We start from the raw sequence: 15,648 nt of genomic DNA, 5'->3' as shown, positions 1-15,648 counted from the left end.
GTTATTTTACGGCAATACAGGATATTTCGATCGGTACGTTCATTGGCAATTTGGAAACTTGTACGGTTTCCCTTGCCGGAGGTACATCCTGGAAGTATGAGCCATAAACGGCATTCATCTCGGAAAATTGTCCTAAGTCCGTCATGAAAATGCTGCATTTTACAATATTGCCAAGTGTCATTTCACACTCTTTCAATAATGTTTCAATGTTTTTCAGAATACGATGGGTGGCTTCTTCAATAGATCCTACCTCCAATTCACCTGTAAATGGATTCAATGGAATCTGTCCGCTGACATAAACCGTATCTCCGCTGACAATTGCCTGACTATATGGCCCGATCGGAGCAGGAGCCCCTGGAATTTGAATTGCTTTTTTCATCGATTCTTTTTTGCAAGTTTAGTAAATTTGGCCCACATGCGGTTTTTATTAGTAGATAACTTCGATTCCTTTACCTATAACATTGTTCATTATCTGGAACAATGCGATGTGGCAGTAGAGGTCTGTACAAATTTGGATGTGGATCTGTCTGCTCTTATAAACTATGATGCTGTGGTTCTTTCTCCAGGTCCCGGACTGCCGCCTCAGGCCGGAAAGCTAATGGAAGTTGTAACAGAAGCAGTTAGAAAGAATATCCCGGTCTTGGGTGTTTGCCTCGGAATGCAGGCTTTGGCTATCCATACCGGAGATTCTTTGTACAACCAGGAAATGGTGAAACACGGCCTGAGTGAAGAAATTCGCTTAGTGGTGAAGGATTCTCTTTTTTACACTGGAATTCCTGAGGTAGTTGAAGTTGGTTTATACCATTCCTGGGCAGTGAAATTGAAGGAGAATTCGCCGTTTATTCCAACAGCATATTCCGAAAGCGAAGTATTGATGTCGATGGAGATCCCGGCAAAAAAAATCTATGCCGTCCAGTTCCACCCCGAAAGCATTTTGACCCCGCAGGGTCTGATGATGATCGGGAATTTCGTGGAGATTGTACAAGGGACTTAATGTGACCTAAAATTGAATACACTGGTTCGTTAAAACTAGAATTCTAAAATTCTGAATCCTGCTAGCTCAAATGTCGATAAGCTTTACTTTCCTATGCAATCATAACAAAAAGTTGTATATTGGGGTAAAATTCGAAACTATGAAATGGATCATCACATCATTATTTCTGTTGTTTTTTGTAGCTGCTAAGGCACAATCATGCATTGGCACCTGGGTTACAATTGACGACAAAACAGGCAAGAAGAAGTCTAAAGTGGAACTCTACAAAAAGGATGAGAAACTCTATGGGAAAATCACCTATTTGTACCCGCGCGAAGGAAGAGAAGACAATCCGAAGTGTAAGAAATGCACGGACGATCGCAAGGATCAGCCCTTGGTTGGTTTGCAGATCGTGCGCGGATTGAAGTGGGATGGTGGAGAATGGGAAGATGGAACGATCGTAGATCCTGAAAACGGGAAAGTATATAACTGCGCAATTTGGATCGATCGTGACGACTTCACTAAATTACATGTGAGAGGATATGTCGGACCTTTTTACAGGACTCAAACCTGGGTTAAAAGTTCAGACTAAGACCGGAAATTATCGGATATAAAAAACCCCGTAGTGAATATAAATTCTGCTACGGGGTTTTTAATTTTGTTCAATGTATTAAGCAGCTTTCTTTTGGCAACAAGTACCTCCTGATTTTTCACCAGCACAAGAAGAACCTTTTTTGCTTTTCTTTTTTCTTTTCTCTTTTTTATCGTCATGTTTAACGACAGAAACTGAAGTGTTGTTAGAAGCAGCGTAAACTGTAGCACTTACAGAACCTACGAACATTAATAAAGTCAATGCAACAAATGCTTTTTTCATGGATTCAATTTTTTAATTTCACTAAAAATACAATTAATATTAGAATGAGCCAAGCTTCGTTAACTTAGCTTTAACATCCTGGTCAATTTTAACATCTAATTTCGTGCCAAGCGGCAAAAGGATATCCACACGGGAACCGAATTTAATAAACCCGAACTCCTGTCCTGCTTCCGCAGTTTGGCCTTCTTTCGCATAATAGCAGATTCTTCGCGCCACAGCTCCGGCAATTTGTCTGAACAGAACTTCCTGCCCCGATGAATGCTGAACAACTACTGTGCTTCGTTCATTATCTGTGGAACTCTTCGGATGCCATGCAACCAAAAATAATCCTTTGTGGTATTTGACGTATTTCACCAACCCGCTGATCGGGAAGTAGTTCGCATGTACATTCAATGGAGACATGAAAATAGAAACCTGGATGCGGCGGTCTTTAAAGTATTCTGTTTCTTCAACCTCTTCAATTACAACTACTTTTCCGTCTGCGGGACATAAAATATCCGTATCAGTAAAGGTAAATGTGCGTTTCGGGATTCTGAAGAACTGGACCACCAAATAAAGCATTACCAATGCTCCGGCAGATAATAACAAGAATAACCAAAGCCAGCCTGTTATGGTGTATAACCAGTAATTCCCCCATTGGATCAATCCTAAAATAATAACCGCAATAATAATTGTAGTTGTTCCTTCTCTGTGAAGTGTCATGTTTTTTTGTTAACTGATAATTAGGGCCAAAAGTACATATAAAACGGGAGCTACGAAAAGCATCGCGTCAATTCGGTCCAGAATTCCACCATGGCCCGGAAGAATATTTCCGGAATCTTTAATAGCAATAGAGCGTTTTAATTTGCTCTCGAATAAGTCGCCTAAAGTTGCCAAAATACTGGCTAGAACGGATACACCTACTATCGCAAGTGCGTTGGCTTTTGTGAATTGGTCTGTGAAATAAAGAATGGCCAGCATTACCAGTGCCGCACCAATTAATCCGCCGATAAATCCTTCACGCGTTTTCTTGGGAGAAACACTCGGGATTAACGGTGTTTTACCGAATAAACGGCCGCAAACATAAGCCAGTGTATCGTTTAGGTAAATCGGTAATAGAACGATTAATAAGAGGGTCTTTGTTTCGCCATTGGAGAATGTGTAAGCACAGGCTAAAATCCACATCGGTAAAAGCGGATAGAAGAAATTGAATAGAAAGGTGTTCTTGAAAACAAAGTCGATCTTTTCTCTTTTGAAGATCCAGTAACTCATTACCAGGATGCTGAGAATTAAAATTCCCCACAGGACAAAAATGAGGGGTGTTTGCAGAATGAAATCCCAAACGGGATTATACAGCAAAGGGAAAAACTGGGATGCGGTTTGGATCAGCAGAGGCATAAATAATGCTGTTACTAATAATAAGGCTGGTGCCTTGAGGTTGTTTTTGAAGGAACTCTTCTTGCTCATTTCGAACAGTTCATGGGTTCCGAGCATGGTAAATACGTAAAATACCATGTTCATGATGTTCCCGCCGTTTCGCACATCATATACGAAAGGAGTGAAAACAACCATCAAAAATAAAGCCCCGAAAACGGAGCGTATCAATACATCTTTCATCAAAAAAAACACTCCCGCAGGGTTTTATTCCCGCGGGAGGCTTATTAAATTTATACTACGCTTCCGATTTATTCGAGTTATCCAAGGGTTCAATGCTTGGATTGATCTTGTTTGAATCCGAATTCGGTTCGGTATCATTGCTTGGTGTCTCTTCCGAATTGAAATCAAGCGGAGTTGAATCCTCATTCGGAGGTGTATTCACTGCTCTGCTTTCTTCTTCTTCCGAAATCCATAAGCGTTTCCCAAAAATTTCTTCCAAATCCTCTTTGAAAATAACTTCTTTTTCCAATAGTTTATCTGCCAGCAAGCCCAACTTATCTTTGTTCTCCGACAAGATTGACAATGCACGCTGATATTGGGATTCGATCAGTTTACTTACTTCTTCGTCAATAATACGTGCAGTATCTTCGGAATAAGGTTTTGTAAATGAATCACGACCTTGTGAATCGTAGAATGAAATATTCCCGACACGGTCATTCAATCCGTAGATTGAGACCATGGCATAAGCTTGTTTGGTTACTTTTTCCAGATCACTCAAGGCGCCGGTAGAGATTTTTCCGAAGATCAATTGCTCTGCTGCACGACCACCCAATGCCGAACACATATCATCTAATATTTGTTCCGTGGTAGTGATACTTCTTTCTTCTGGTAAATACCATGCAGCTCCTAATGAACGGCCGCGAGGTACGATAGTCACTTTTACCAAAGGATGCGCATGTTCCAACAACCAGGAAGTAGTCGCGTGACCGGCTTCATGGAAAGCGATCGCACGCTTTTCTCCTTTTGTAATAATTTTATTTTTCTTTTCAAGTCCACCGATAATACGGTCGACTGCATCAAGGAAATCTTGTTTTTCTACAAACTTTTTGTTTTTGCGTGCAGCAATTAAAGCTGCCTCATTACATAAGTTTGCGATATCTGCTCCGGAGAAACCTGGTGTTTGTTTGCTCAGGAAATCAATATCCATGTTCTTATCCAGTTTCAAAGGTTTTAAATGAACCTGGAAAATCTCTTTACGTTCGTTCAGATCCGGCATGTCAACATAGATTTGGCGGTCAAAACGACCTGCACGCATCAGGGCTGCATCCAGTACATCTGCACGGTTTGTTGCCGCAAGAATAATTACACCGGAGTTCGTTCCGAAACCATCCATCTCAGTTAATAGCTGGTTCAGGGTGTTTTCGCGCTCGTCATTTGAGTTGAAACCATTGTTTTTACCTCTTGCACGACCTATTGCATCGATCTCATCAATGAAAATAATTGCAGGTGCCTTTTCTTTTGCCTGGCGGAATAAGTCACGAACCCGTGATGCCCCGACTCCAACAAACATTTCAACGAAATCAGAACCTGAAAGTGAGAAGAACGGAACCTTTGCTTCTCCTGCTACTGCTTTTGCCAATAAGGTTTTACCGGTTCCCGGAGGACCTACAAGTAAAGCTCCTTTCGGAATTTTAGCACCCAGTTCAGTATAGCGCTGCGGACTTCTCAGGAACTCAACGATTTCTTGGATCTCTTCTTTTGCTCCTTCTAAACCGGCAACATCCTTAAATGTAATGTTGGTAGATTTTCCTTTTTCATAAACCTGGGCTCTTGATTTACCGATATTGAAGATCTGGCCTCCGGCACCACCGCCTCCGCCCGACATTCTTCGCATTACGAAAACCCAAATCAGGATAATGATGATAATTGGTAAAAGGAATCCCAAAATGGAACTGAAGTAATTTACTTCTTCAACCGGAGGAGCTGATATAGCAGCCTTTCCCTTAGCAACCAGACGCTCATTGATTTGATCCAGCTTCGTTTCAAAGTTTCCTGCATCTACTATATCTATGGAAAAAACAGGGGCACTCTTACTAGAGAGAGGAGTTCCTTTCTTTTCCAATGCAGTTTTCAGGTACTTAAATTCCCCCTTTGGATTTGCTTTGACAAATTTTTCGCCTGCTTCATTCAGTTTGAAATCTACTCTTGAACGGTTTACGATCTGCGCGTTGGCAATCATACTTGAATCTGCTAAGGCGTAGAATGTATTGATATTCCGCAATTTTGGATCCGAAGAATTGTTGTAATAAGCCGCAAAAATGATTCCCAGGACAATTACTGCGTAAATCCAATAAATTGCGTAGGGGTTCTTCTTCGGTTTGTTTGAATTGTTATTTTCAGCCATAATAGATTAATTCAAATTTGGAATGTCAGTTCTGAGTGCATCTGACCATAAATCTTCCAATTCATAAAAATGTCGTGCATCCTTGTAGAAAATATGAGCTACTACGCTTACATAATCCAGTAAAACCCACTCGGAAGTTGTTTTACCTTCCTGGTGCCATGGTTTTTCCTGCAACTCTTTTCGTGTATGTCTTGCCACTGTAGAAGCAATACCATCCACTTGCACACTTGACTCACCGGAGCAAATGACAAAAAAGTCTGTAACTGCACTTGAAATGTTTCGTAGGTCTAATACAACGATGTCTCTCGCTTTGTTTTCTTGCATACCTTCAACGATAGCGTCGCAAAGTACTTTAGAATCTATGTCGTTTTTTAATTTATACATTCGTAAATTTGTAAGTACAAATCTAAGCATTTATTAGCTTGATTTGTGTGATTGTTAAATGCAAATACTTGTTAATAAAACATGATTGGTCAACAAATTATCCAATTACATGAGGTAGACTCTACCAACAATTATGCTGCCAAGTTACTTTCAGAGGGTAAATTGGCGCATGGGACTGTAATTTTGGCAGAGCATCAGACGGCGGGAAGAGGACAAAGAGGTAGAAATTGGCAGTCTGTAGGCTCTAAACAGTTTACCGGGAGCTATTTTTTGAAAACTGATTTTTTGTCAGTCGACCACTTGTGTTATTTAAATATGGGCATTGCACTTGCGGTTCGCGGGATGATTCAATCCTTTACACGCAAAAACGTAACCATTAAATGGCCGAATGATATTTTCATTGATAATCAAAAAATTGCGGGAATTCTGATCGAAACGAATTGGAAAAATGGCAGGGTAGAAGGAGCGATCATCGGAATTGGAATAAATCTTTCACCGGTTCAGAGTGTGGTCTATGCTACATCCCTGGAAGAAATTTCAGGGAAATCACCGGATGTCCTGGACGTTTTGGATGTTTTAACTGAAAACATGAACAAATTCTATCAGTATGTCAGGCAAAGTGATTTTGATTACCTGAAAAGCACTTATGAATCTTTTCTGTGGAAGAAAGATGAGGAAATCATCCTCGAGGAACGCCAAAATCCTGTTCCTTTCACCGGAATTATCCGTGGAGTAGACCTGATTGGAAATCTATTGGTTGAAAAGGAGGGAGTAATCACTATTTACCACAACCAGGAATTAAATTTTGAAGCAAATTACGCTTCGGAGAAGTTGAAAATGTAGGATGATTACGAATAATTCCTATTCCGAGTTAGTTTGAATATTGATAGAATAATAAATGATCTAATAATTCGTAATTATTCAAATTGTTTCTGCAAATTTTTAGTCATCACTCCGAAAAGATTGCTCAATGGTTTTTCCACCATCATTTTCATAAACATATTTATGTTTGCTTCGAATTCAATATGACCTTCACAACTTGCGTCGCTGGTTTCTTTAAGAATGATCGATAAGGTATAGCTGAAAGGTGCTTTATCACCCGATTCCATCAAAATTTTGGTATTCGGTTCCTTCGAGACATAGATCAATGGAATGACAATTCCTCCCTGGGCCTTAAACGAACAGCCGTTTTCATCCGACTGAAAATCAGAGATCTTATCTTTCGGTAGTAAATGTTCGATGTTTTTTGCATCCGAAAGAAATTCAAATACGCGCTCTGCCGAAGCGTTGACATGTGAAGATTCAGTCTTTAATAACATGGTTTTAGTTTTTCCAGTTTTCAGGATTGATCTTCCATTCGCGTAAGGAGTTCACATCTGAATCAGTAACGTAATCCGATTTCAGTGCCTGATCGATCAAATGATCATAATCTGTAAGTGTTACAAACGGACATTCCGCATTGGCAAAATTCTTTATCGAAAGATCAAAACCGTAAGTAAAGATTGCTACCAATCCTTTTACCTCCAATCCGGCATCTCTTAAAGCATGAACTGCCTGCAGACTGCTTCCCCCGGTAGAGATCAGATCCTCAATAACAACGATTCGCTGTCCTTTTTCAAAATGACCTTCGATCATATTCCCCATACCGTGCCCTTTTGCAGAACTGCGAACATAGATAAAAGGAATTCCCAGCTCTTGTGCCACTAATGCTCCCTGGGCAATTCCACCGGTTGCAACACCAGCAATGATGTCCGGCTTTCCGAAATGTTCCAGAATTGCTTCCGCATATCCCTGGCGAATATATGTTCTGATTGCCGGAAACGAAAGTGTGATTCTGTTATCACAATATATAGGCGATTTCCAACCGGAAGCCCATGTAAATGGAGAATTTGGTTGTAACTTTACTGCTTTAATTTGTAGCAAAAATTCAGCTACTTTTAGTGCTCGATCTTTATTTAAAATCATGTTACAAATGTACAAAGTTTTTATTGATAATTCGGTTATAGAATTTTTGGATTCTTCGGAAGAAAGACCTTCAAAAGAGTATAATTTGGTTCTGAATTCTTTGGAAAATGATTTGTCAAAGCTTTTGGATCAGTTTGATTTTCCCGCTTCAGAAGTTTGTATACTAGTAGTTTACGAGGATTTTGAAATGGCATTCAATCAGGTTTTTCATGCATACGAGTTTATGGATGCTGCCGGAGGGATAGTAAAGTGTGATCGGCGGTATTTATTTATTGAACGACATGGCGTATGGGATATCCCAAAGGGAAAATTGGATGCAAATGAGCAACCCTGGGAAGCTGCAGTGAGGGAAATTGAGGAGGAATGTGGTATTAAAGGACCGGTAATTGACCATTTACTGGGAATTACGTTTCATACCTATTCCTATATGGGAAGAGCAACTATTAAAAAGAATTGGTGGTACGCATTGAATTATTCCGGTCCGATGGATTTGTTTCCGCAGGAAGAAGAGTCAATAACCCAAGCAGTATGGATTGAAAAAGAGGAATGGGAAATGATCCGGAACAATACCTATGATTCGATCCGGGAAGTGCTGGATATGGCAAAAGATTGGTGAAATAATTTACGAATGTGTTTACAAAAGTGTGACACCTTAAAACATCTTTTGTTGAAGGAATTTGTCCCTTAAGGTGTGGAAACAGGAAGGTGAAATAGGGGTGAAGTACGGGTGTAGTATGGATCAAGTATGGATATAGTATGAAGGAAGTATGGAACTGTTAAGGATCTAACAAATTTCTGAATCAATTTTAAGTATGGAATTACCCCTGCATACTCAGTTTTTTTAATTAATAAGTGGGTGCTAATAAATTGCAAAATAGCAAAGCTGAATTGTATGAATGGATCAAACTGTATCCGCTTTACTCCATGATATCATTTCTCACAAATGTAAAAATCAGATAAGTTGCACAGCTTGGGATTCGTATTCTGATAGCTATCGGAAGCAATTAGAAATTTGGCTAATTTTTTGTTAATTAAACAACCATTAAGAAAAGAGTTCGTATTCTTGTACAGTTAAAACTAAAACACATGAAAGTAATAGCAATTCTTGCGGTTTCATTGATCTCATTTGGAACATTTGCGCAAACAGCAGAGAAAAAAGATAAGGCTAAAAAAGAAGTGAAGACTACAACCAAGTCACCGATCACTTTTAAAACGCTTAAAATAGAAAGAGCAGAAATCAAGTATGATTCTAAAGAACCTTTCATTTTTGAATTCAAAAACACGGGGAAAACTCCTTTGATCATCACAAATGTTCAGACCTCTTGTGGGTGTACAGCTGCTGAAAAGCCAACTGAACCGATTGCAAAAGGAAAATCGTCTAAGATTGTTGTGAATTACGATACGAAGCGTGTTGGTCAGTTTACCAAAACAATTACTGTAACAACAAATGCTTCTACGGAGCCGATTATCTTAACAATTACCGGTAAAGTATTGCCTCAGGAAACTACTGAAGGAACTGCAAACTAAGAATCTTTATATTAAAAAAGAGGGGTGGAAATTTTTCCACCCCTCTTTTTTTGCCTGGTTTATTTTAATCTTGAATTTCTATTGCAAGAATACGGTCGCCCTCTCTGATGTCGTCAACGATATCCAAACCATCAAGTACTTTTCCAAAACAAGTATGCTGGCGATCTAAATGTGATGTTCTGTTTCTGCTGTGACAAATAAAGAATTGAGATCCTCCGGTATTTCTTCCTGAGTGAGCCATAGAAAGAACTCCGCGGTCATGAAACTGGTTTCCACCCGTTAATTCACAATCGATACTGTAACCTGGTCCGCCCGTTCCCGGCATTCCTTTGGCTCCTTCACGTGAATTCGGACATCCTCCCTGGATAACAAAATCCGGTAAAACACGGTGAAATGTTAACCCGTCGTAAAATCCTTCTTTGGCCAACTTGACAAAGTTAGCAACTGTTTTCGGTGCATCTTCCTGGAAGAAGGTTACACGCATATCTCCCTTTTCAGTGCGAATGATAGCTTCCATTTTTCTTAAATTTTAAGTGCAAAGATAAGAAAAAGCGATAGTCCGCCGCGGCGGAAAGACCAAATCACGACAAATGTTAATGCGGAAGTGATTTGGGATAGGTAGGATAACATCCCGATAGTTATCCGGATACGAATGCCGAATTTTGGTCCGATAGAAGTAGGATTAAAACCTCTCCCTTTAGAGGGAGATAGAGAGGGAGGAAAAGAAGATTATTGGAAACCTACAGATTTCATTTTTCCTATTTTTAACAAATTGCCTTCCATGGTAATTTCTACAAGTGGAAATGATGTGTAACTTTGTTTCATGAGTCATACAACAATCGCTCGAGATAAAATCAAACAGTTTTCATCTTTTTCCCATGCTTTCGGGAATCAATCAACATTCGGGCAATTTCTTACAACACCATTGAATTCCATTTCGGATCTTCAGCTTCAGGCACAAAAAAAGAAGGAAGTTTATTCTTCTTCAACAAGACAGAACCTGCTACAGGCCTGGAATAGGCAGATCAGTTCTTTTGCGTCGCAAAGTCAGTTGGAAAACCTGAAATTACTGGAGGACGAAAACACGTTCACTATTACGACGGGCCATCAGCTTACCCTTTTTGCCGGACCGCTTTATTTGATCTATAAAGTACTGCATGTGGTCCGTTTGGCTGAAGAATTTAACAAAGCTCAGAATGAATTTAAAGCGGTTCCTGTTTTTTGGATGGCTTCCGAAGATCATGATTTTGATGAAGTGAAATCGACGCATTTGTTCAGTCAAAAGCTAACGTGGGAATCTAGTCAGACCGGTCCTGTGGGTCGCTTCAATATGAATGATTTCCAGGAAATTTTGTCACAGTTCAAGACTTTTTTTGAAGGAAAAGAAACGGAGATTTCCAACCTGATCGCTATTCCGGAGAAAACGGATTATGCTTCGTATTTACAGGAATTTATCAGTAAACTGTTTGCTGACTTTGGAGTGCTGGTACTTCAGCCTGATAACCGCGAATTAAAGCGTGAGTTTATTCCAGTAATCTTGCGGGAAATGGCAAGTCCTTCGGCACACCATGCAGTTTTGGATACGAATAAACTGATTGAAACTTCCGGATTTAAAGCACAGGCACAGTCACGGGATTGCAACTTATTTTACCTGAAAGCCGGTGAGCGTTTGCGCATTGAGCCGGTTGAAAACGGTTTGGCAATTGACGGTAAAATTTACACTAAGGAAGAATTAAACAACTTAGTGGAATCAGAACCGGAGAATTTTTCTCCCAATGTGATTTTACGCCCGGTTTACCAGGAAACTATTCTGCCGAACCTGGTTTACGTAGGAGGTGGTGGCGAAATGGCTTACTGGATCCAGTTGAAAGGTGTTTTTGATGTGCATAATACTCTGTTCCCATTAATTCAGCAGCGCATTTCCATTCAATTGATGGATGGCGCATTGAAGAAACGGATGGATAAATTGAACTGGCCAAATGAACGTTATTTTGAATCAAAAGAAGAATTGAAGAAGCTGTTTCTAATAGAAAATGAAGGAGATGATCTGGATCTTTCCGTACTTTATTCTGAATTCAATGCTTTGCGTTCGACGATGATAGAAAAAGCCAAATCGATTGAAGCCACTCTCGAATCTTTTGCGGAAGCAGAAACTGTTCGCATCAAAAAACAACTGGAATCATTTGAACAGCGTTTGGTCAAACAATTGAAGCAGCGTCATGAACAAGTACTTCAATCCATTGATTTTATTTCGGAGCGCATTATACCTGAAAACACGCTGCAGGAACGATATTTTCATTGGCTGCAATTTGCACCAAGCGGGGCTTATAAAGAACTTTTAAACCAGATTCACCGGGAAATTGATCCTTTTGAAAGGGAATTGATAGTGATTGATTTGGTAAAAGGTTGATCTTGGGGTTATCTCCCACGGAGGTACGCTGAGGACACGGAGGTTTTTAGTATTGTGTTTTCACAAACTCTTTTTGGATCATTTCAGAAGCCTTTTGAAACTAAAGAATTTCTTCTGTGTACTTCCGTGCTCGTCTGTGGGAAACTTGAAAAAAAGTTCTTTCTGCGAGAAATAATAAAAAACGCTTGCTTGTGCCAACGAAATAGAAACATTTACACTAATTTCGACAATTCAACGTTTAATCGAAGATGCGAAACCAATTTCTAGTATTACTTCTTCTTGTTTTTATGCCCTTGACCACTGTTTGGTCTCAAGTTCAGGTAACTGGAAGTGTACTTGATAACCGCAAAGTGGAATTGCAAAATGTGGTGGTTTATTTCATTCTCGGAACGGACACCATTGCTGCTAAAACAGATCAAAACGGTCGCTTCAGGGTTCAGCTTACTCCCAACAAATATGGGATGATTGCCCGGTATGATACTGAAAACGAATTCCGGAAAAATGTTCAGATCCCGGATGTGAATTCATTCGTTTTGGACCCCGTTGTTTTTGATTTTGGGATTATTGATGGTGTGGTGATAAAAACCACCAAGGAGGATATCAATGGCTTGGATCGTATTCCTCCGATTGACCTGCAAAAACTTCCCATGCCGAACGGAATTACCAGTTTGCTGGTTCTTACCCAGGCAGGAGTAAACTCTAATAATGAGTTAACTTCCAATTACAATGTACGCGGAGGAAATTACGATGAGAATTTAGTATATGTTGATGGGTTTTTGATTAACAGACCTTTTTTAACGCGTTCGGGCCAGCAGGAGGGCTTAAGCTTTATTAATACAGCCCTGGTTCAGGATGTGTATTTCTCTTCCGGTGGATTTCAATCTATGTATGGAGATAAACTGAGTTCTGTTTTGGATATTCACTATAAAAAACCGGATTCACTGCGTATTTCTGCAATGGCTTCCCTGTTGGGTGTTGAAGCTCATGTAGAAGATCAGATTGGAAAGCACAATCGTTTCCAGTATTTATTCGGAGCGAGATATCGCGCAAATGGTTACCTGTTGAATTCGCTTCCTACCAAAGGAAATTATAATCCCGTTTTTTGGGATGCACAGGCGGTCACAAATTATACGATCAATGAACGTTGGAGCTGGACAATGCTTGGTCATGTTTCCTCAAATACCTATCAATTTGCTCCGCAAACCAGTAAAACAGATTTCGGGACGGCAAATCAGGCTTACTCATTCAATATCTACTTTGAAGGCCAGGAAAAAACCAAGTTTTTAACTTCAACAGTGGGAACATCTTTGAATTATACCTCCAAAAAATACGAAGGAAAAACGTTCTGTACTTACTTCCGAAGCGATGAGCGTGAGACCTTTGATATTTTAGGTGAGTATTATATCAATGAATTGGAAATGGATCCGTCCAAAGAGGAATTTGGTGATTCTATTGCGGTTCTTGGAATTGGCGGATTCTTAAATCATGCACGAAACAAATTGAATGCAGACATCATCAGTGTATACCATGATGGAACAGTCAGTTTCAAAACGAAAAATAAAGAGACCCGTCACCAATTAAAGGTCGGTGCAGGAATTCAGCTGGATCATTTTACCGATGTGCTGAGCGAATGGCAATTTGTGGATTCGGCAGGTTTTTCCCAGGTCAATGAACCAACAGATGAAGTGGATCTGTTTGAAACCGTTAAAAGTAATCTGCAGCTTGATAATCAGCGTTACAATGGGTATGCGCAGGACCATTGGGAATGGAAGAAGGCGCGTAAAAATATCCCGGTTTCAAAGAAGATTACCTATAAGGACTCGGTGGGTACGATCCATGAACGTTTCTTGCGTGATACGATTGAAGAGTCGCGTTCCGGCTTGAGTTTGGATTATGGATTAAGAGGAACTTATACAACCTTCAACAGTGAAGGATTCATCACACCACGATTAACTCTAACCTATTTTCCTATAAAATATGTATATCAAAATGGGAGATTTGTTCGAAGAGGAGTTCGTTACCGTTTTTCTTCGGGCTTATATTATCAGCCTCCTTTTTACAGGGAATTCAGAACATTTACGGGTCAAATCAACCAAAACGTTAAATCCCAGAAGTCCGCTCATTTTGTGCTGGGAATGGATTACAGTTTCTTTATGTGGAAACGCGAATCTCCGTTTAAATTTTCGGCAGAAGCTTATTATAAATATTTGTGGGACGTAAATCCTTACGAAGTAGACAATGTTCGTACACGTTACTTTGCAACGAATAACGCAGTCGCATATGCAACAGGATTGGATTTGAATCTAAACGGTGAGTTCGTTCCCGGTTTAATGTCCTTCTTTAAATTGGGGTTACTATCTACGAAAGAAGATATCAAAGACGATTATTACTACGATTACTATAATGCAGCAGGCGAAAAGATCATTTTCGGGTTTAGTGAAGACCAGGTTGCAGTGGATTCAAACCGGGTGAGCCCGGGATATATCCGCAGACCGACTGACCAGCGTGTAACCGTGGGTGTATTATTCCAGGATCACATGCCAGGGGTAGAACAATTGACCGTTCAGGTTGGGATTACTTATGGTTCCCGCTTGCCTTATGGTCCGCCGGATCATTCGCGTTACAAAGATACCCTGACGATGAAAGCTTACTTCCGGGTAGATATGGGAATGTCTTATGATATTTTATACCGCAAACCTGGAAAAACACGGAACTTCCTGAAAAAGATGGAAAGCGCGATTATTTCTTTTGAAGTATTTAACTTGCTTGGCGTAAACAATGTACTTTCCAAGCAATGGGTCCAGGATGTATCCGGAAAGTATTATTCAATCCCGAATTATTTAACGCAACGCCGCTTCAATGTAAAACTGATTGTCAGGATTTAGTTAATTTTATTGATGACTTTATATCAAGACTTTCATGAGTTTATCCGCACATCAGATCCTTTCTGAAATTTCCTTCAAGACAAGCAGAAGCGGGGGGAAAGGTGGACAGAATGTTAATAAGGTTTCTTCGAAAGTCGAATTGAACTGGAATATTCAAACTTCATCCTTAATCACCGATGAGCAGCGTGAATTACTGTTAAGTAAACTTTCACATAAGCTCACCAAAGACGGGGTGCTTCAAATCGTTTCATAAGCTGACCGGTCTCAATTAGGGAATAAACAGCTGGTGCTTGAAAAACTGGACGAGTTGTTGGCCTACGCTTTTAAGGTAGTTAAGAACCGGAAAGAAACAAAAGTTCCAAGAGCAGTTAAAGAACGCCGGCTTCTGGTCAAAAAGAAAAAGGCTGAGATTAAGAAATTGAGGGGGAAGGTGAATTAGAAATCATTCTGATCTATTAGTTCACTTGATGTATTTCTGCTAGCTTTCTTTTTTGAGATTATTGGAGCGATTATTGCGGCTACTAGGATCAATAAGCTTCCTAATATTGTTAAATAGTATCCGTTTTCAGATGAATCACATGGTTTGCCCCATCCAACTTTTGATCCCCAAGTAGCGATGATCATGTAAGAAATTAAAATTACAGCGAAGGAATAAACGAGGATTTTACCAAGGAGATTATTAAAAAAATAGCTTAGAGAGAAAATGGAAATTGAGCTAAGTGAAAAGATGTACCAAAGTTGTGATTCAGAGCCAGGAATAGGGGCATATCCACAAATAGATTTGAATTCAATAAAAAATCCAAAAGTAACAAGCAGAAATCCAAAAATAACTAATGTTGTTTTTAAGTAAAGGGCGGATGTTTTTTTCAT

Annotated in this window: 19 protein-coding genes; 9 read left to right on the top strand and 10 right to left on the bottom strand. The window is 39.8% G+C overall.

The annotated features are described in order from the left end of the window. Position 1 precedes the first annotated feature (1 nt). The gene (locus K0S23_RS16280) at positions 2-379 is read right to left on the bottom strand and encodes a Rid family detoxifying hydrolase (RefSeq protein ID WP_300359659.1); all 378 of its coding nucleotides are present in this window, start codon (positions 377-379) and stop codon (positions 2-4) included. A gap of 36 nt (positions 380-415) precedes the next feature. Here K0S23_RS16280 and K0S23_RS16275 point away from each other — a divergent pair, with 36 nt between their 5' ends. Then, positions 416-994, top strand: coding sequence for an aminodeoxychorismate/anthranilate synthase component II (locus tag K0S23_RS16275; RefSeq protein WP_300359657.1), 579 nt, complete (start codon positions 416-418; stop codon positions 992-994). 139 nt (positions 995-1,133) lie between these two features. Then, complete coding sequence (locus K0S23_RS16270) at positions 1,134-1,565, top strand: DUF2147 domain-containing protein (RefSeq protein WP_300359655.1); 432 nt, start codon at positions 1,134-1,136, stop codon at positions 1,563-1,565. A 78-nt stretch (positions 1,566-1,643) separates the two neighbouring features. Here the strand turns inward: K0S23_RS16270 and K0S23_RS16265 are convergent, their stop codons facing one another. The 5 genes from K0S23_RS16265 to rsfS are packed head-to-tail and all read right to left on the bottom strand — an operon-like array spanning position 1,644 to position 5,991. Next, entirely contained in the window at positions 1,644-1,847 is a 204-nt protein-coding gene (locus tag K0S23_RS16265) for a hypothetical protein (RefSeq protein ID WP_300359652.1), read from the bottom strand. A gap of 39 nt (positions 1,848-1,886) precedes the next feature. Then, entirely contained in the window at positions 1,887-2,549 is a 663-nt protein-coding gene (locus K0S23_RS16260) for a phosphatidylserine decarboxylase family protein (RefSeq protein ID WP_300359650.1), read from the bottom strand. Between the two features lie 9 nt (positions 2,550-2,558). Next, complete coding sequence (locus K0S23_RS16255; protein ID WP_300359648.1) at positions 2,559-3,443, bottom strand: phosphatidate cytidylyltransferase; 885 nt, start codon at positions 3,441-3,443, stop codon at positions 2,559-2,561. Positions 3,444-3,498: 55 nt separating this feature from the next. Then, on the bottom strand, positions 3,499-5,607 hold the full coding sequence (gene ftsH, locus K0S23_RS16250) for an ATP-dependent zinc metalloprotease FtsH (RefSeq protein WP_300359646.1): 2,109 nt from the start codon (positions 5,605-5,607) through the stop codon (positions 3,499-3,501). A gap of 6 nt (positions 5,608-5,613) precedes the next feature. Beyond that, positions 5,614-5,991 (bottom strand): ribosome silencing factor, encoded by a 378-nt coding sequence (gene rsfS, locus K0S23_RS16245; RefSeq protein WP_300359644.1) that lies wholly within the window; start codon positions 5,989-5,991, stop codon positions 5,614-5,616. Between the two features lie 81 nt (positions 5,992-6,072). Between rsfS and K0S23_RS16240 the strand changes: the two genes are divergently transcribed. Continuing rightward, positions 6,073-6,834, top strand: a complete 762-nt coding sequence (locus tag K0S23_RS16240) for a biotin--[acetyl-CoA-carboxylase] ligase (RefSeq protein ID WP_300359641.1) — start codon at positions 6,073-6,075, stop codon at positions 6,832-6,834. A 74-nt stretch (positions 6,835-6,908) separates the two neighbouring features. Here K0S23_RS16240 and K0S23_RS16235 read toward each other — a convergent pair whose 3' ends face one another. Continuing rightward, positions 6,909-7,310: a hypothetical protein gene (locus K0S23_RS16235; RefSeq protein WP_300359638.1), complete on the bottom strand. Its 402-nt coding sequence runs from the start codon at positions 7,308-7,310 to the stop codon at positions 6,909-6,911. A 4-nt stretch (positions 7,311-7,314) separates the two neighbouring features. Further along, entirely contained in the window at positions 7,315-7,956 is a 642-nt protein-coding gene (gene pyrE / locus K0S23_RS16230; RefSeq protein ID WP_300359635.1) for an orotate phosphoribosyltransferase, read from the bottom strand. A gap of 7 nt (positions 7,957-7,963) precedes the next feature. Between pyrE and K0S23_RS16225 the strand changes: the two genes are divergently transcribed. Next, complete coding sequence (locus tag K0S23_RS16225) at positions 7,964-8,572, top strand: NUDIX domain-containing protein (protein ID WP_300359632.1); 609 nt, start codon at positions 7,964-7,966, stop codon at positions 8,570-8,572. Between the two features lie 470 nt (positions 8,573-9,042). Next, on the top strand, positions 9,043-9,483 hold the full coding sequence (locus K0S23_RS16220) for a DUF1573 domain-containing protein (protein ID WP_300359629.1): 441 nt from the start codon (positions 9,043-9,045) through the stop codon (positions 9,481-9,483). A gap of 64 nt (positions 9,484-9,547) precedes the next feature. On the opposite strand, the gene K0S23_RS16215 is transcribed toward K0S23_RS16220, so the two are convergent. Then, complete coding sequence (locus tag K0S23_RS16215; protein WP_300359627.1) at positions 9,548-10,000, bottom strand: peptidylprolyl isomerase; 453 nt, start codon at positions 9,998-10,000, stop codon at positions 9,548-9,550. A gap of 135 nt (positions 10,001-10,135) precedes the next feature. On the opposite strand from K0S23_RS16215, the gene K0S23_RS16210 reads away from it, so the two are divergent. The 4 genes from K0S23_RS16210 to K0S23_RS16195 all read left to right on the top strand — a co-directional run bounded on the left by K0S23_RS16210 (position 10,136) and on the right by K0S23_RS16195 (position 15,031). After that, the gene (locus K0S23_RS16210) at positions 10,136-10,297 is read left to right on the top strand and encodes a hypothetical protein (RefSeq protein ID WP_300359625.1); all 162 of its coding nucleotides are present in this window, start codon (positions 10,136-10,138) and stop codon (positions 10,295-10,297) included. A gap of 9 nt (positions 10,298-10,306) precedes the next feature. Further along, complete coding sequence (bshC, locus tag K0S23_RS16205; RefSeq protein ID WP_300359622.1) at positions 10,307-11,893, top strand: bacillithiol biosynthesis cysteine-adding enzyme BshC; 1,587 nt, start codon at positions 10,307-10,309, stop codon at positions 11,891-11,893. Between the two features lie 287 nt (positions 11,894-12,180). Beyond that, positions 12,181-14,778, top strand: coding sequence for a TonB-dependent receptor plug domain-containing protein (locus K0S23_RS16200; protein WP_300359620.1), 2,598 nt, complete (start codon positions 12,181-12,183; stop codon positions 14,776-14,778). Between the two features lie 34 nt (positions 14,779-14,812). After that, complete coding sequence (locus K0S23_RS16195) at positions 14,813-15,031, top strand: peptide chain release factor-like protein (protein WP_300359617.1); 219 nt, start codon at positions 14,813-14,815, stop codon at positions 15,029-15,031. 182 nt (positions 15,032-15,213) lie between these two features. Here K0S23_RS16195 and K0S23_RS16190 read toward each other — a convergent pair whose 3' ends face one another. Next, positions 15,214-15,648 carry a hypothetical protein gene (locus K0S23_RS16190; RefSeq protein WP_300359615.1) on the bottom strand — a complete coding sequence of 145 codons (435 nt, stop codon included), beginning with the start codon at positions 15,646-15,648 and terminating at the stop codon, positions 15,214-15,216.

The organism is Fluviicola sp., from assembly GCF_029266855.1.
Taxonomy (GTDB): domain Bacteria; phylum Bacteroidota; class Bacteroidia; order Flavobacteriales_D; family Crocinitomicaceae; genus Fluviicola.
Note: the sequence above shows the minus strand (reverse complement) of the source record. Positions and strands in the feature narration are given on the sequence as shown.

Coding starts and splice junctions, on each gene's coding strand:
- K0S23_RS16280 (WP_300359659.1), bottom strand. CDS start 379: ATGAAAAAAGCAATTCAAATTCCAGGGGCTCCTGCTCCGATCGGGCCA.
- K0S23_RS16275 (WP_300359657.1), top strand. CDS start 416: ATGCGGTTTTTATTAGTAGATAACTTCGATTCCTTTACCTATAACATT.
- K0S23_RS16270 (WP_300359655.1), top strand. CDS start 1,134: ATGAAATGGATCATCACATCATTATTTCTGTTGTTTTTTGTAGCTGCT.
- K0S23_RS16265 (WP_300359652.1), bottom strand. CDS start 1,847: ATGAAAAAAGCATTTGTTGCATTGACTTTATTAATGTTCGTAGGTTCT.
- K0S23_RS16260 (WP_300359650.1), bottom strand. CDS start 2,549: ATGACACTTCACAGAGAAGGAACAACTACAATTATTATTGCGGTTATT.
- K0S23_RS16255 (WP_300359648.1), bottom strand. CDS start 3,443: ATGAAAGATGTATTGATACGCTCCGTTTTCGGGGCTTTATTTTTGATG.
- ftsH (WP_300359646.1), bottom strand. CDS start 5,607: ATGGCTGAAAATAACAATTCAAACAAACCGAAGAAGAACCCCTACGCA.
- rsfS (WP_300359644.1), bottom strand. CDS start 5,991: ATGTATAAATTAAAAAACGACATAGATTCTAAAGTACTTTGCGACGCT.
- K0S23_RS16240 (WP_300359641.1), top strand. CDS start 6,073: ATGATTGGTCAACAAATTATCCAATTACATGAGGTAGACTCTACCAAC.
- K0S23_RS16235 (WP_300359638.1), bottom strand. CDS start 7,310: ATGTTATTAAAGACTGAATCTTCACATGTCAACGCTTCGGCAGAGCGC.
- pyrE (WP_300359635.1), bottom strand. CDS start 7,956: ATGATTTTAAATAAAGATCGAGCACTAAAAGTAGCTGAATTTTTGCTA.
- K0S23_RS16225 (WP_300359632.1), top strand. CDS start 7,964: ATGTACAAAGTTTTTATTGATAATTCGGTTATAGAATTTTTGGATTCT.
- K0S23_RS16220 (WP_300359629.1), top strand. CDS start 9,043: ATGAAAGTAATAGCAATTCTTGCGGTTTCATTGATCTCATTTGGAACA.
- K0S23_RS16215 (WP_300359627.1), bottom strand. CDS start 10,000: ATGGAAGCTATCATTCGCACTGAAAAGGGAGATATGCGTGTAACCTTC.
- K0S23_RS16210 (WP_300359625.1), top strand. CDS start 10,136: ATGCCGAATTTTGGTCCGATAGAAGTAGGATTAAAACCTCTCCCTTTA.
- bshC (WP_300359622.1), top strand. CDS start 10,307: ATGAGTCATACAACAATCGCTCGAGATAAAATCAAACAGTTTTCATCT.
- K0S23_RS16200 (WP_300359620.1), top strand. CDS start 12,181: ATGCCCTTGACCACTGTTTGGTCTCAAGTTCAGGTAACTGGAAGTGTA.
- K0S23_RS16195 (WP_300359617.1), top strand. CDS start 14,813: ATGAGTTTATCCGCACATCAGATCCTTTCTGAAATTTCCTTCAAGACA.
- K0S23_RS16190 (WP_300359615.1), bottom strand. CDS start 15,648: ATGAAAAAAACATCCGCCCTTTACTTAAAAACAACATTAGTTATTTTT.